A 13,190-nucleotide genomic window follows, 5' to 3' on the forward strand; every position below is an offset into this window, starting at 1 on the left:
AAGTTCGAAACCAGCCGACAGACCATCATGCGAGTCAGAGACGACAGTTCACGTTCCGTTCGACCTTAGCGTATGATTTCGAGCAGCTCTTGTTCTGACCCCAAGCACGGCCGCAAAAACGCCTGGAGACGCCTTGATGAAGACCGCCCCTGCCATGATGTCGCGCGGCATGCCGCAGCGCCAGCCGACGTCACGCCGTGCGCGACGTGCTCGTGTGCGCCTGGCCTGTCGCGATAGCGACAAACCGGCGCTTGACCGCGGCAAACAACGCCGGCGGCAGCGGCCCGCAATAGCCGCTCTCGGTCTCCAGCGGCCGGATGTCGGGCCCCGGCCAGGCGAACCGGTTGCTTTCCGTCAAAACGATCCACGAGCGCTCACCGTCAAGCCGCAAGCGCAGCTTGACCGCAGCCGGGATCTCGATGGCATCATCGGGATCGGACGGCGGCGTATGGGTGATCGGCAGGACCCGGACGACCGGCGAGCCGTCCTCCTGCATGGCGACCAGTGCAAGCACCAGGCAGGGCCGGTCCTTGTCGCCTTCCTCGCGCCCCTCGCGGTGTTGCCAATGCCAGAGATAAGAATAACGGAAGACGTGGCCGACCTTGATTTCAGCCGGCAGCATTTTTTGCCGTCAGGCTCTTTGTCCCGGAGGGTTTTGACCCAGAGAGCTCGTCGTTGAGATGGTCAAGACCCGGCTCCATTTCAGAGGCTTCGACCGCAGCGATTTCGTCCGCGCTGAGCTCCGCTGTCAATTCGACCCGCCGATCGCGCTTCGACAGCCGGACGAAATCTTCGTAGGCCAGCAGCACGGTGCGCGGGCGGCCGTTCTTGGTGATGATGACCGGGTCGCGGACGGCGGCATCCTGATAGGCGCCAAAATTTTTCGAGACGGCGGCGGCGGTGACGGTGGTGGTCATCGGCGAGACTCCTTTGTTCCGGAAGGTACGGGCTTTCCGGGCTTTCCGCAAGTATTGGGCGCTAACCAGATGGAAACGAGCCAGTGACAGGACAGCTTGCCAAAACCAGGAATGCTGAAACCGTCGCGAGGCAGGCCGAAGCCCTCGACGCGCTCGATTCCGTGCTGCCGTTCGACCGCCGCGATTTTCTGGCCGGGCTTTTGACCGACGACGACGTCGCCACCCTGCGCCATCTGGCCAAGGAAGGCATCGGCGCTAACTCGCTCCGCGCGCTGGCCTCCGACCTCGGTTATCTTGAGGCCTGGTCTTTTGCCGCCACCGGACAGCCGCTGCCCTGGCCGGCGCCGGAGGCGCTGTTGATCAAATTCGTCGCGCACCACCTGTGGGATTTTGCGAAACGCGAAACCGATCCGGCGCACGGCATGCCGGCCGACGTCGCGGCGACGTTGAAATCCCAAGGGCTTTTGCGCAGCGACGGACCGCACGCGCCCACCACCGTGCGCCGGCGGCTGTCGAGCTGGTCGACGCTGACCAAGTGGCGCGGGCTTGTCGGAAAATTCAACGCGCCGGGGCTGCAGAGCGCGATCAAGCTGGCGGTCCGCGCCAGCGCCCGCCCGCGCGGCCGCAAGAGCAAAAAGGCGGTGACCGCCGACATTCTGACCGCCCTGCTGAAAGCCTGCGCCGGCGACCGACTGGTCGACCTCCGCGACCGCGCCCTTCTCATCACCGCCTTCGCGTCGGGCGGTCGCCGCCGCAGCGAGGTTTCTGACCTCCGCGTCGAACAACTGGTCGAGGAAGATCCGGTGCCGGCCGATCCGAAGAATCCCGACGGCGAAAAGTTGCCATGCCTGTCGATCCGGCTCGGCCGCACCAAGACGACACAGGCTGATGGCGACGCTTTCGTGCTGCTGGTTGGCCGGCCGGTGACGGTGCTGCGAGCGTGGCTGGAGCGTGCCGAAATATCGGAGGGCGCGGTATTCCGCGGTATCGATCGCTGGGGCAATCTCGAAAAGCGCGCCCTGACGCCGCAGGCCGTCAATCTGATTCTGAAGCGCCGCATAGCCGAGGCCGGCCTCGATCCGGCAGCGTTCTCCGCGCACGGCCTGCGCTCCGGCTATCTCACCGAAACCGCGCGCCGCGGCATTCCGTTGCCCGAAGCCATGCAGCAGTCGCAGCATCGCTCGGTGCAACAGGCATCGAACTACTACAACGACGCAGAACGGACGCTCGGGCGGGCGGCGCGGATAATCGTCTGAGTCGCAGATCGATCCGTCGCATCACAACTTGCGGCGTCAGCTCCAGGACAACTGGTTCCGAGGCGGCCGCGCTTGCCGCCAGCCTGCGCGGCGACGGCGAACGGGGCCAAAGTTCTCCCGCCATTCCCTCTGCGCCGGGCTTGCCTCGTCGGTCGACGTCGATGAGCGCTATGTGCAAAAGCAGTTCGGCCACGCCTCGGCCGAGATGAAGCGGAAATATCAGCGCCGACGTGACCGGTTCCGCGTCAATCTCACCAATGCCTCGGGGTAATAGCCGACAGAAAGCCCCTCACGCGCCAAACAGCCGCCGGTCCCAGTAGACGGGCTGGTGCAGACTTGTCTGGATCCTTGAAAACTCCGGATGCGCCGGATTGATCAGCACATTGCAATCGAGACGCGCCACGACACTCGGCACCAGCAGGATGACGCTGCGCCGTTCTAAACACCAGGTTTCGCCAAATCCCTTGCTCACGGTCGCCGGCATCGTGTCCCAGCCTGGCAGCGACGGCTGGGAAAAGACCTCGTAGCTCAGTCCGCGCGGGATCGTGATTTCGATGTAGTGCTGGTTGGGCGGCAGTCGGCCGCTGCCGTGCACCAGCTTTTCCAACAGGGCCGTCGAATAGTGCTCGCTGGTGTAGATGGTAGGGCTCCCGGGCGTGTTCCATCGCCCTGGCGCGATTGTCGAGCCGGTCGCGTCGAAGATCGGGTAGGTGCCGGCCGGATCGCCGATACGAAAGGACGATAGCGTGCGATCAAGAGTCTGCGCCTCACGCAGCACTGCCGTACTTCAGACCTGCGAGAATATCGACCACCATTTCGGCGCCGAACTCGCTCAGGATAACGACGTCGATTGGTCGCTTGTCCTCAATCATCGGGTGCGGCCGGAACAAGAAATCGCGCGCTTCCTCTTCGTTCTGCCAGACATCGACAGCAAGGCCCCAGACGCGCGCCACGCGGGCCAATCGTGTGCCCTCGTCCGACGAGAGGCGATGTACCGTCTTGCGCCGCTCGTAAGTCGCCTTGGGGATCAGCCGGTATTTGAACTGAGCATCGCCAGGTGCCAGAAGATGCGCAACGCGCTCAAGTGCCCCAATGGGAAGTCCATTCTCGATCCGGGAGATCAGCCCGAAAGGCGACCGCGCTGCCACCTCTTTAACGGGCAACCCCAAGACGTCGGCGACATTTCCGAACGCTAGCATTTCGCTCTCCATTCCATTTGAGGCAAAATATAGCCTCACTTGATGCGCCATGCAAGCCTCGCATCAGCGCGAACCGATCAGCCAACGGTTACCCTGTCATCTTTGCTGTCTCGCCGTTCGCTCGCAATGCGGCCATCAGCATCGGCCCGACCGAAAACTGCCCTGCCCTCGCCTTCTCGGTGAGCGCCCGCAGATAGCCGCCGGCTGAATCGATGTGCTGTGCCCGGTGCAGAATGCACGCAATCACCACTGCGGCGATCTCCTGACCCATGACATGGCAGGCATCCTCATACGCCGACGGCGAAACGCCCAGGTATCCGCGCACCTGGGCGGCGGTTATCAGGAAATCGCGCCAGTTGCCGATGCCGTCGACGGCGTACTCCGCGATTTCGGGGCAGGCCTTCAGCACTAGCCCCAGCGGATAGATTTTCGGGGACTCTGCGGTCCTCGTCCTTGGCTCGGCCGCCGACCCGCTTTTCTCCAAAGCCGGTTCAAATTCAAAAATAGAGTCGGTATTTGAATTAGATTGCTGCCGCTCGTTTTGAGAGTCATTGCCGCTCGGATTCGTGGATTTCATATGAATGTCCAGCAGGTTATCCACTTCGTCACGCAACGCGGTCAGATCGGCCACGATAGGTTCGAGGTCGGCAATGCAAGCTCGGCGCGGAATTCCCTCCACAACGCCGCGGAAACGCTTCCACAGGCCTCCCCAGTCGCCCGGCACATCTTCCTCAACGGCCGCCTCGATCAGCTTGTGGATGTCACGGCGGTGCAAGGTGATCCGCTCGCGCATAAGCCTGAGCGCTCTGTTATCGGCGCGAACATGCTCAGCCGCAGCCTTGAACTCGTTAGCACGAGCCAGCAGCGGCGCCAGGGAGAAGCCAAATGCTTCCTCAATCTCCCCTCCCGTGCCCTTCCGCGCATAACGCTTGCCGTTCGGGCTGTCCCGACGGATGACTAGACCGCAATCCACCAGTTCCGCCAGGTTCCTCCGCAAGGTGGAATCGGGCATGCCGTGCGCCCTGAGGGACAGCTGTGCGTTCGAGGGAAACACGATGAGGCCGTTTTCCTCGCTCAGCTCACTGTCAGGATAGAATGACAGCAACGCATTCAGGACGGCCAGGGCGCGATCGCCGATGCCGACGATGCTTTTGCCCTCGCAGAGGTTGCGATAGATCTGCCACTTGTCGACGACCCTGCCTTTGGGGATCTCACGTGACTCGTTTTGCGCTGCCAGCATGGCAAGCGACATCGGCCGCCGCCCAAAGGGCGTCGTTGCAATACCCGTCTCCATTTCTTCCTTCGCCTTCTAATCAGGCAAAAGAAATCCGCTCGCCGAAAATCGACGCTACAACTCTTGACAGTGATTCGCGGAAATGAGATTCTCGAAGTGCGATCTACGAGAAGGGCTTCCGCGACGGCGACGTTCGGGGGCCTTTTTCTTTTGCGGTTTCAGTTCTCCTGTTTCGACTGCCAATCGGCATAGAGGTCATCTAGCCGTTCGGTAATGTATGCGGCAAAGAGCGGCCCGTTGACCGCGCCAATGGCGATCGTGGCGGTTTTTCCGTTGGTTTTCAGCGAGACGCGAATCGATTTGTCATCGGGGGCCCAGGATTTGAGAGCACCGTTGCTTTTGGGCGTCTTCTCAGGTTTGGTTGTCAGGACATCGACCACTGCTTGAAAGCGTTGATCGCTCGAGAGCGCCTTGGTTTCTGGTTCCGACAGCGATGCCAGCACGTTATTGACGTTTGCCTTCGGCAGCAGGTCGGCGAGTTCCATCCACCGCCTACGGCCGATCTCAGGCGCAGCGCCTATGGCTTCGATCAATTCGATTGGCACCTGCCGCACAACCGAGACCATTTTCGACAGAGCAGCCTTATCAATCCCGAGGGCCGCCATGATGGTCTCTCGGGAGAACGAGCGGTCTTCCAGGCGAACTGCAAACAATGCTCTCTCTATGTATGAAAGATTAGTCCGGGCGTTGTTCTCCTGCCCCTGGCTGACGACGAGTTGGTCGTCGGAAAGTTCCCGGACGACCGCGCGGACGTTGATACCTAATACCTTGACAGCCGCCAGTCTCCGATGGCCATAGGCGACCTGATACCGTCCCCGGGCGTCTGGATGAGGGCGCACAAGGATCGGCACCTGTTGTCCGTAGTCCTTGATTTGCTCGCTAAGCTGGGCAAGCTTGACGACATCGATGCCAATGCGATCGCTGACGAAAGAGGAGTCAACGAGGGCTGGATCGATCTCAATGATCGTTTGCCCTTCGGCTAGCTGCTTCTCGATATCTTGGGCGCGTTCGAACTTCTGCGTAATGTTGCCGAGGGTCTTAGTGATCCCCCCAATGGGGGTGTTGCGCACAGCAGGAGGGACGAAGCCTGCGATCGGTCTCGCAGCCGTCATCGGCGATGAAGTTTCAGTGGCTGGGTTATCAACCGAAACCTCAATGAGATTCTTGCGGGCCATTATTTCCTCCCCCAAGTCGCCTTCAGCAGGCCCTCGATTTCCGAATTGACCTGATTCAAGGAGTCCATAGCGCGGTCGTACGTTCCCCTCGTGAATTGCGACCGCTCGACTTCATAGAGGGTCTGCTTTGTCACGCCTGCGTCGGATATCGCCGTCGATTTGAGCATGGGGCTGTGAAGCATCCGATTCCCAAAGATGGCGCGCATGAATCCAGTCATCTGGCTCTGCGGGCCGTCATTCGGCTCGAAACGTGTCACGAGATAGCGCATCCAGTCGTAGCTGGTGCGTCCCCCTGCCCTTTCCACGACAGCCATTAACTCGCTGGTCATCGCCAGAAATTGGCTCATCGACATCACATCGAGCATCTGTGGGTGAACGGTAATGAGAACCGACGTCGCGGCACAAAGCGCCGACATCGTCAAAAAGCCCAGTTGCGGGGGGCAGTCGATAATGACCACATCGTACAGGCTTTCAATATCGGTCAGGACTTCGCCGATCCGGGCAAAGAACATCGATTCTGCCGATCCAGTCATAATCGCTTTTGGGGTCTCATGCTCGAATTCCATCAATTCGAGGTTGCCCGGCACAATGTGCAAATTCGGCGTGTATGTCGCCCGGACGATCTCCGAGAGCGGTCGCGGTTCGTCGTATCGTATAGCGCCAAAGAGGGTCTCGCCTTCGCCAACATCGAGTTCAGGCTGATGACCGAACAATGCCGATAGCGACGCTTGTGGATCGAGATCAATCGCAAGCACCTTATAACCCCGAAGTGCCAGATACTGGGCAAGGTGCGCGGACGTGGTTGTTTTTGCGGAACCACCTTTGAAATTCATGACCGCAATCACCTGAAGTTTCTCTCCAGGACGGCGGTTCGGGACGTATTTTGGCGACCCGTTCTTTTCGTCCAGAGTCTGCCGAATCCGCCCCATGTCGTCCGGCGTGTACATGCGCCGACCGTTAGCCAGCGGCTCTGGCCCGTAGCCTTCGGATGCGACTTGCCTGAGATATCCTTCTCCGATGCCGATGTAATAGGAGGCCTCGGCCGGGCTGAAATTACGAATCGCCTTCTGAGAATTCGGAGGAAAAATCTTCTGCTGGTGCAACTGCAACTGACGTGACAGTTCGAGCGAATCTGCCGACAACATGGACGGCAGGTGCTCCTGTTCACCGATTTGAATGGAAGTCTGTAACATCCTTGGCCCTCGAACTACGCTATTAACGCTAAGATGCGATAAACTGCGCAGTTACAATAAGACCCGATTCGTTACGAATTTACAAACGCTTAACCCTGATGCCGTTTCGAGCTTAGTTGTCCGCGGACAACTCTCAGACCGAGCAGTGGTTGTCCGCGGACAACCAAATGGCAAGTCACGTCAACGATGAAGGTCGATTGCTGTGACAGTGCCGAAGTCTCCCGCCGCCGTCCCGATAACCGCTTCTTCTTACGCTGCTTCCTGCCCGGCGGCCGGCTGCCGCGCTGTGAGATACTCAGCAGCGGCCTGCGCCTTCGCAGCGGCCGTGATGATTGCCCTCTTGTCATTCTTCAGGACGGCGAGCCAGCTCGCCAGATAGGCGGCTGTGTTGTCGCGTGGATCATGCGCCACGCCCAGGTCGGCACACAGGAACGATGCCGCGAGCTCCGCAACAAGCTCCTCCACGGCGTAGCCTTCACTGCCGAACCTGCCCGTCAGATCGCGGTCCAGGCGATGTTTTGCGCCGGACCAATGCGAAACTTCGTGTAGCAAAGTTGAGTAAAGGTGCACCTCGCTGTCGAAACGCCCGCGGTCAGGCATGAGGATGTCGTTGATGCTGGGCCGGTAGCAAGCTTTGGCGCCACCGTAGCTGACGCCGGCGCCGGTTTTCTGGACGAAGCTTTCGACGGTCTCGATGTGCGGAACCGGATTGTCCGGCAGTTCCTCGGCCGGGCTGAAGAACCGATCTGGCATGTTCTCGATCTGCTCGACATTGAACACCGTGTAGCCCTTCAGGTAGGGAATTGCGCGGCTCTCGTCGTCGTCGTGATCCTTCGGAGTGAACGTGCCGTATTTGACGACGAGGGTGCCTTTTTCGCCCTTGCGGACCTGACCGCCGAAGTCCCGGGCCTGCCGGTAGGTCATCCAGGTGTTTTCCTCATAGCCGAACGTCTGGCCTGCGACCCACAGCATGATGACGTTGATGCCGCGGTAGGCCTCGCCGGTCGCGCGGCGCGGGATTGTCGCGCTGCGGCGGGTATTGCCGCGCCAGGGACGGATCCACGGCTTTGTGCCGGCCTCAAGCTGCTCAACAATGGTGTCCGTGATGCGCTGGTAGGTGTCCTTGATGCTCTGCATGGCCGTCTCCATCCGTTGGCTGACGGCAAAGACCGGAGATAGCCGAAACGAGCCCATGCACCCCGTAGGGGCCGCAACGGAGAGGAGGACCGAGTCAGCGGTTGCATGGGGGAGGGGCTATCGTAGCTTGTCCGTCAAATCACCCAACGGATGGAGACGGCCGGCCGCGTCGAGCGCGCCGGCCGGTCAACTACGGTCGCTGAGCAGCTTGCCGCCTGCGGACGCTGTCACCGTTCGCGGTCATCGCTATCGCGCTCACGCGCTCGCTGCTCCGCGATATCCGTCTCGATGGCCTTCAGCGCGGCAGGCGGCGTGTCTTGCCGGGTCACTTCGGCCCTTTCGGCCTGCACGGGCGCCTCGATGGCCTGTGGCTCATGGCCAAGGCGGGAAAAGTCGGATCGGGCGGTGAAGGTGATTTCCGCTTCATCATCGGGCAGTCGCTCCGGGAGGTCTGCGCGATCGACGGCGATGATCCGTTCGTCCGAGACGATGCTGGCGACACGTTCGTCGTGCCCGAGCACCTGGCCGGTCACTTCTTCGCCTGGGCGGGCGGTGCGAACGTTGTGTTCAAACGGTACCTCGCCGCGCACCTCGAGGTCCGACAACGCGGTGCGAAGGGCTTCGCGGCGATTCGGGTCTACCGCGTCCTCGAGCACATGTTTCATGGCAGCGATTGACGGGTCGTTCGTGGTTTCGATCGACGCCTCGATCATGCGCGGCTTGGTGATGACGGTAAAATCGACCTCATGGCCGTAGTGACGGCCAAGCTCGGCAATGAACGCCTCCTGGGTGCGTCCGTTGCCCTCGCGAAAGGGATGTACATAATTGAGCTCGGCCATGACCTGGCCCGCACGCTCGGCGAACTGCTCTGGCGTCGAGCCGCGCAAAACGTCGGGATCACGGATAGGCTTCAACGCCTCGTCGAGCCCCATGTCGATGCGCGAGCCGTGCAGGAACGCAGTGCCGCCTTTGGAGAGGCCACCGATCGGCTCCACACGCTGCCCGTCCACGATCGGGCTTTCGTTGCGGGTGTGCCCGGCCCATTCGTAGACGTCCTGAAAGATATGGCTGTGGATGGCCTTTAGATGCGCCTTATCGAACTGGCCGGTCGGGCCGTCGCCTTCGGCAATTTCCGCCATGCGGAAAGCCGTGGCGCGGTATTCTTCGATGCGCAGTTCGGAATGGGTCTCGATGCCGAACCTGTTGCGCAGCACGTCGACACGATCGGGATTATCCGAGGTGTTCGGATAGAAATAAGAACCTTTGGCAGGGCTGTCGGACATTCGGCGGGATCAACAAAAAACCGCCTGCGCAGGGCAGGCGGCCTTTCGCCTTTGATAGCTGGTGTTTCGATTACGCCCGTTTCGCCGGACGCACGACGCGCAGGCGATACTCTTCACGGGTGATGTCGCCGGCGACATAGGCCGCCGTCGCTTCCTCCAGCACCGGATCGTGGGTGTAGCCCTGCCGGATATTGGCCGCGCGAGCCTGATCCGTCGCCTTGCGACGCCGGGCAACGGCCTCCGGCGAGCGGTCGGGACGGGTCGAATGAATGTTCATCACCAGATCTCCAATAGCGATAAAAACTAGCAGAAAGCCCGCTGAAAATCGAGCGGTTTTGCGGCATTCATCGACCTGTGAAGGGATGCGCCCGGCTCAGGGCCGGGCGCTTCGTCTCGATCAATCGCGGGGTTCCCATTCGATGATCGCCTGCAGCGTGGGATCGTCCTGGCCGGGATAGCGGCCGAGATTGGCGTTGAAGCCGAGACGTTTGATCGACAGCGTGTAGTAGGGCTTTTTCGCCTCGCTGGTCTTCTTCCAGATGCCGCCGACCTCGATGTCATAGCCGCGGGGAGACTTGGCATAGACGCGGTGCGTCGGGGCTTTGTCGTTGCTCGAGTTGAATGGGACAACGTGGATGTCCAGGTCGCGATCGATGGTGGAGATAAGGCCGTTGCCCTTGGCGGCGTCCAGGTCGTCGGTGTCGAACTGGATGAAGTTGGTGGTGGTCATGTCAGTCACTCCTCTTTGGTGGTTGCAATGATCGTTCACGGGCGCGGCGGAAAGCGGTGCGCACCGCAGGCCGAAGCACAGCGGAGGAAGCCGGAGGCCGGAAAAATTTGCTGCGCGAGGAAGCCGCAGGCGGGGAAATTTTTGCGGAGTCCGGATTTGCGCAAACCGCGTCGACGTGCGAACGAGCGTCAAAAGCAACTGCCATGGAGGGGCGAGGGATGAACATCATTGGCTATCTGCCTCCGGATCGGTGACGGCTTGAAGCGGCAAGACGTGACCCTATTCTATTCACAATCTGCGCCGTTTCAACGGGCTCCTGTCATTTCACGCAAGACTCGAGAAGCAAATTGCTTCACCGCTTCTGCCAATTCATAGCGCCGATTTGGATATATACGACAGGTTCAATGCGCTGGAGGCTTTTTAGCGCGCCGGTAGAGATGCGGACTTTCGATCTCGGCCGACCAGAGCCCAAGCCTTCGGTCTCGGGCGCTCTTCTCGGCCTCGCCATACTCGATCAGGTTGATCGGATGGGAAGACGGCAGATATCGAAGCATCGACTCGGCAAGCCCGGCGCGGACCATCGCCAGCCCGACATCGGTTTCCTTGTAGAAGCAGTGCCCCACCAGACGGCGATACTGATCGCGGTCGATGATCCGGCAGCTGACGTGGTTCCCGTCGATCATTCGCCGAAGAAAGGCTCGGCCTTCAATGCCACATTGCCAGACCTTGCCATTGCGAAGGCCTGTCTGGCGGAGCTCGCAAGCGTCGATCGCCGCGATCCGGATACGCTGCTGGCGCACGCTGATCGTGTCTCCGTCGATCACCCGGACAGTGCCGGACCGGCTGGCTGGATCGGCCGCGGCTGCGCCGATGCCGATGCAAACTATCGCGACCGCAGCCGCCAATGCCGCTCGGAACCTCAATTAAACACCTCCGTCATGTTGCGCGCCATGAGCCCGAACACTGACCGGGCAAGATGAAGCTCGCCGGCGGCCGCGCGCTCTGTCATGGCCCGCAAATAGCCGCCCGGCGAGGTGACTTCTTGGCGGTCGAACTTCTGCAGCGTCACCGCGACCGCCATGGCCGCCTGCAGCTCGCCCATTTGGTCGACCGCGCGGCGGCGCGCATCGTCGGAAATTCCAGCAATTCGGCACATTTGGGGCACGATTCGCGCCAGTTCGGCCCACGTACGGGGCAGGGCAAAGCCGTAGGTGTCTAGCGCCGGTATCGCCCGCACCAAGTCCTGCAAGGCCACAAGTGCCTGTGGTGGGTGCTTCGGTTGGTTGACTTGGCGCGAGCCGCCCCCCAGGCTTGCTTCATAAGCCCATTGGCTGGCAGAGCCAGCCTCTAGCAAACTGAGTTGTTCGGCGTGAGCCGAACGCCGATTCTCGTTACTGTTCACAATAGGATCAGAGCTTGTAATCTGTTTGTGCATGTCGTTTTCGGCATTCGCGCATGCCGAATTTTCTGTCACCAACGCGGATTCCGAACGGCGGCAGAGCTGCAGGGCTCGTTCGATGAGCCACTCGAACAACGCCGTAGTGCGGCGCAAAACTGCGCTCGACGCCTTTGCGGCAATACCGACAACCGCAACGACCCGCTCGAGTCGCGCCTCAAGCCTTGATCGGGCGCGCTCTGAGAGTCCGGTGGCGGTTGCCAAAGCGTATCGGAGATTGCGCAGCGCCCCACGATAGCGGCGCATCGCAGCGCTTGCGGCTGCTTTCTCGGCTTTCGCCTGCCGTACCAGCCCATCGAGCTCGCGGTAACGAACAATCAGAATGCGCATATCGATGCCGCAACCGTCGACAATCACACCGTCGGCGTTGCGGTGCGGATAGCGCTTGTAATTGCCGCTGTCCTGCATGGTGACGAGCCCGGCGTCGAAGAGGTTCGACAGCATGCGACTGACCCGTCCGACCGAGCGATTGATCTCGAAGGCGAGCTGCTGGTTGGACTTGAAGATGATCGGCCGCCCGTCCTTGTCAAAGGCCTCAGGCGACGCCGTGTTGACCAACGTGACCAGAAGATGGCTTTCGCTCGCGTTAATCAAGCCCGTGCAGGGCAGGTTGTGCGCGAGCACGGCAAGCTGCCCGCGTGTCACCGATCCCATCTCGGCTGACTCTGACAGTCGCCGGTATTCGGTGCGTTGTGGCGTCACTCTGCGACCGATCGGCCGCTTCAGTGGCACAGCTTCTCCCATTCTTGTCTCCTTTTTGGTGGAGACCAGGCAAAGCAATCCCGTTCACCGAAACGGTGTTTTTCAGGTTGACAGAGGAAGGGAGGTTTGCGACAAAGTCTTGGCTAAATTGATTTATTCGCAAACCGCTTCCGAGATTCGTTTCGGGGCGGTTTTTCTTTTTTCTGGTCGGTCTATTTTCTCCATCGTAAGCGCTAAATTGGGTGCCCCGGGAATCATTGATTCCGGGTCAGTTACAGAACCATAACCTGAATAACCAAATTGGCGCAACAATTGTGCTACCATCGATAGCAGTCGAACCCGATTCCTAGTTTTTTGGCGTGCTTCATAGCTAAAAGCTCTCCGGTGGGTTCTGTCGGTTATACCTTCTTGGATATATAAACGGCAGAAAAGCACCGGCCTGGTATCCAAGCCGGGTGGGACGGCGAGTTTGAGGGGAGGGGGAACGGGCCTCCCCTCAATGCGGATCGGGGCCGGTCGATGCGACCGCCGGTCGCGAGGGAGAGAGGCGCGACCGGCAAGCGGCTGACGATTATTTGGCCGCTACGGGACGCGGTGCATCTTCATTGAAACCGGCGTCGTCGCGCTCGGCATCGGCGGTACGGACCGAAATCCTCACAGGCTCCGGAAGCCAACGCTATCAACGACCATCCGCTCTGCAATGCCAACGGCTTCCAACTTGTTGCCCGCTGCCTTGACGGCAAGCGGGGCCTGATCGCCCTTCGCCTCACGAATGACGGCCTCGATGCTCTGGCGGTTGATATGCGAGAAATAGCTGTCGCCGGTCGGCTCGAACCATCTCGTCATGT

At 60.6% G+C, this 13,190-nt stretch carries 15 protein-coding genes and 1 pseudogene; 2 read left to right on the forward strand and 14 right to left on the reverse strand.

All coding sequences use genetic code 11. The features are described from left to right. Window positions 1-190 precede the first annotated feature (190 nt). Window positions 191-622: a plasmid maintenance toxin (PemK-like) gene (locus tag NKI17_RS30590; protein ID WP_352907237.1), complete on the reverse strand. Its 432-nt coding sequence runs from the start codon at window positions 620-622 to the stop codon at window positions 191-193. After that, window positions 609-917 (reverse strand): type II toxin-antitoxin system Phd/YefM family antitoxin, encoded by a 309-nt coding sequence (locus tag NKI17_RS30595; RefSeq protein ID WP_352907238.1) that lies wholly within the window; start codon window positions 915-917, stop codon window positions 609-611. The genes NKI17_RS30590 and NKI17_RS30595 overlap by 14 nt, the downstream gene beginning before the upstream one ends. Window positions 918-1,000: 83 nt before the next feature. Between NKI17_RS30595 and NKI17_RS30600 the strand changes: the two genes are divergently transcribed. Next, a complete protein-coding gene (locus tag NKI17_RS30600; protein WP_352907239.1) occupies window positions 1,001-2,173 on the forward strand; it encodes a site-specific integrase in 1,173 nt (390 codons plus the stop codon). Window positions 2,174-2,238: 65 nt separating this feature from the next. Continuing rightward, window positions 2,239-2,444, forward strand: a pseudogene (locus NKI17_RS30605) (integrase); the annotation flags it as partial. An 18-nt stretch (window positions 2,445-2,462) separates the two neighbouring features. On the opposite strand, the gene NKI17_RS30610 reads toward NKI17_RS30605, so the two are convergent. From NKI17_RS30610 to NKI17_RS30665, 12 genes are all read right to left on the reverse strand, one after another. Continuing rightward, window positions 2,463-2,948: an RES family NAD+ phosphorylase gene (locus tag NKI17_RS30610; RefSeq protein WP_352907268.1), complete on the reverse strand. Its 486-nt coding sequence runs from the start codon at window positions 2,946-2,948 to the stop codon at window positions 2,463-2,465. Beyond that, a complete protein-coding gene (locus NKI17_RS30615; RefSeq protein WP_352907240.1) occupies window positions 2,941-3,372 on the reverse strand; it encodes an antitoxin Xre-like helix-turn-helix domain-containing protein in 432 nt (143 codons plus the stop codon). Before NKI17_RS30615 ends, NKI17_RS30610 begins: the two co-directional genes overlap by 8 nt. A gap of 88 nt (window positions 3,373-3,460) precedes the next feature. Then, window positions 3,461-4,666, reverse strand: coding sequence for a plasmid replication protein RepC (gene repC / locus NKI17_RS30620; protein ID WP_352907241.1), 1,206 nt, complete (start codon window positions 4,664-4,666; stop codon window positions 3,461-3,463). Between the two features lie 158 nt (window positions 4,667-4,824). Then, on the reverse strand, window positions 4,825-5,841 hold the full coding sequence (gene repB / locus NKI17_RS30625) for a plasmid partitioning protein RepB (RefSeq protein WP_352907243.1): 1,017 nt from the start codon (window positions 5,839-5,841) through the stop codon (window positions 4,825-4,827). After that, window positions 5,841-7,034 carry a plasmid partitioning protein RepA gene (gene repA, locus NKI17_RS30630; protein ID WP_352907245.1) on the reverse strand — a complete coding sequence of 398 codons (1,194 nt, stop codon included), beginning with the start codon at window positions 7,032-7,034 and terminating at the stop codon, window positions 5,841-5,843. Before repA ends, repB begins: the two co-directional genes overlap by 1 nt. Window positions 7,035-7,283: 249 nt before the next feature. Beyond that, window positions 7,284-8,171, reverse strand: coding sequence for an ArdC family protein (locus NKI17_RS30635; protein WP_352907246.1), 888 nt, complete (start codon window positions 8,169-8,171; stop codon window positions 7,284-7,286). Between the two features lie 227 nt (window positions 8,172-8,398). Then, complete coding sequence (locus NKI17_RS30640; protein ID WP_352907247.1) at window positions 8,399-9,454, reverse strand: Fic/DOC family protein; 1,056 nt, start codon at window positions 9,452-9,454, stop codon at window positions 8,399-8,401. A 70-nt stretch (window positions 9,455-9,524) separates the two neighbouring features. Continuing rightward, window positions 9,525-9,731 (reverse strand): antitoxin VbhA family protein, encoded by a 207-nt coding sequence (locus tag NKI17_RS30645; RefSeq protein ID WP_107652809.1) that lies wholly within the window; start codon window positions 9,729-9,731, stop codon window positions 9,525-9,527. 120 nt (window positions 9,732-9,851) lie between these two features. Beyond that, window positions 9,852-10,184 (reverse strand): DUF736 family protein, encoded by a 333-nt coding sequence (locus tag NKI17_RS30650; RefSeq protein ID WP_352907248.1) that lies wholly within the window; start codon window positions 10,182-10,184, stop codon window positions 9,852-9,854. 401 nt (window positions 10,185-10,585) lie between these two features. Then, a complete protein-coding gene (locus NKI17_RS30655; protein ID WP_502894661.1) occupies window positions 10,586-11,107 on the reverse strand; it encodes a thermonuclease family protein in 522 nt (173 codons plus the stop codon). Then, window positions 11,104-12,384 (reverse strand): plasmid replication protein RepC, encoded by a 1,281-nt coding sequence (gene repC / locus NKI17_RS30660; RefSeq protein WP_352907249.1) that lies wholly within the window; start codon window positions 12,382-12,384, stop codon window positions 11,104-11,106. The genes NKI17_RS30655 and repC (NKI17_RS30660) overlap by 4 nt, the downstream gene beginning before the upstream one ends. Window positions 12,385-12,996: 612 nt before the next feature. Then, window positions 12,997-13,188: a hypothetical protein gene (locus NKI17_RS30665; protein ID WP_352907250.1), complete on the reverse strand. Its 192-nt coding sequence runs from the start codon at window positions 13,186-13,188 to the stop codon at window positions 12,997-12,999. Window positions 13,189-13,190 lie beyond the last annotated feature (2 nt).

The sequence above is a fragment of the Mesorhizobium sp. M0816 genome (genome assembly GCF_040320005.1).
Lineage (GTDB): Bacteria > Pseudomonadota > Alphaproteobacteria > Rhizobiales > Rhizobiaceae > Mesorhizobium.

What these genes read in the sequence shown, in the direction of transcription:
- NKI17_RS30650 (WP_352907248.1), bottom strand. Translation starts at nt 10,184, where the DNA reads ATGACCACCACCAACTTCATCCAGTTCGACACCGACGACCTGGACGCC.
- NKI17_RS30645 (WP_107652809.1), bottom strand. Translation starts at nt 9,731, where the DNA reads ATGAACATTCATTCGACCCGTCCCGACCGCTCGCCGGAGGCCGTTGCC.
- NKI17_RS30665 (WP_352907250.1), bottom strand. Translation starts at nt 13,188, where the DNA reads ATGACGAGATGGTTCGAGCCGACCGGCGACAGCTATTTCTCGCATATC.
- repC (WP_352907241.1), bottom strand. Translation starts at nt 4,666, where the DNA reads ATGGAGACGGGTATTGCAACGACGCCCTTTGGGCGGCGGCCGATGTCG.
- repC (WP_352907249.1), bottom strand. Translation starts at nt 12,384, where the DNA reads ATGGGAGAAGCTGTGCCACTGAAGCGGCCGATCGGTCGCAGAGTGACG.
- repB (WP_352907243.1), bottom strand. Translation starts at nt 5,841, where the DNA reads ATGGCCCGCAAGAATCTCATTGAGGTTTCGGTTGATAACCCAGCCACT.
- NKI17_RS30640 (WP_352907247.1), bottom strand. Translation starts at nt 9,454, where the DNA reads ATGTCCGACAGCCCTGCCAAAGGTTCTTATTTCTATCCGAACACCTCG.
- NKI17_RS30590 (WP_352907237.1), bottom strand. Translation starts at nt 622, where the DNA reads ATGCTGCCGGCTGAAATCAAGGTCGGCCACGTCTTCCGTTATTCTTAT.
- repA (WP_352907245.1), bottom strand. Translation starts at nt 7,034, where the DNA reads ATGTTACAGACTTCCATTCAAATCGGTGAACAGGAGCACCTGCCGTCC.
- NKI17_RS30595 (WP_352907238.1), bottom strand. Translation starts at nt 917, where the DNA reads ATGACCACCACCGTCACCGCCGCCGCCGTCTCGAAAAATTTTGGCGCC.
- NKI17_RS30615 (WP_352907240.1), bottom strand. Translation starts at nt 3,372, where the DNA reads ATGCTAGCGTTCGGAAATGTCGCCGACGTCTTGGGGTTGCCCGTTAAA.
- NKI17_RS30635 (WP_352907246.1), bottom strand. Translation starts at nt 8,171, where the DNA reads ATGCAGAGCATCAAGGACACCTACCAGCGCATCACGGACACCATTGTT.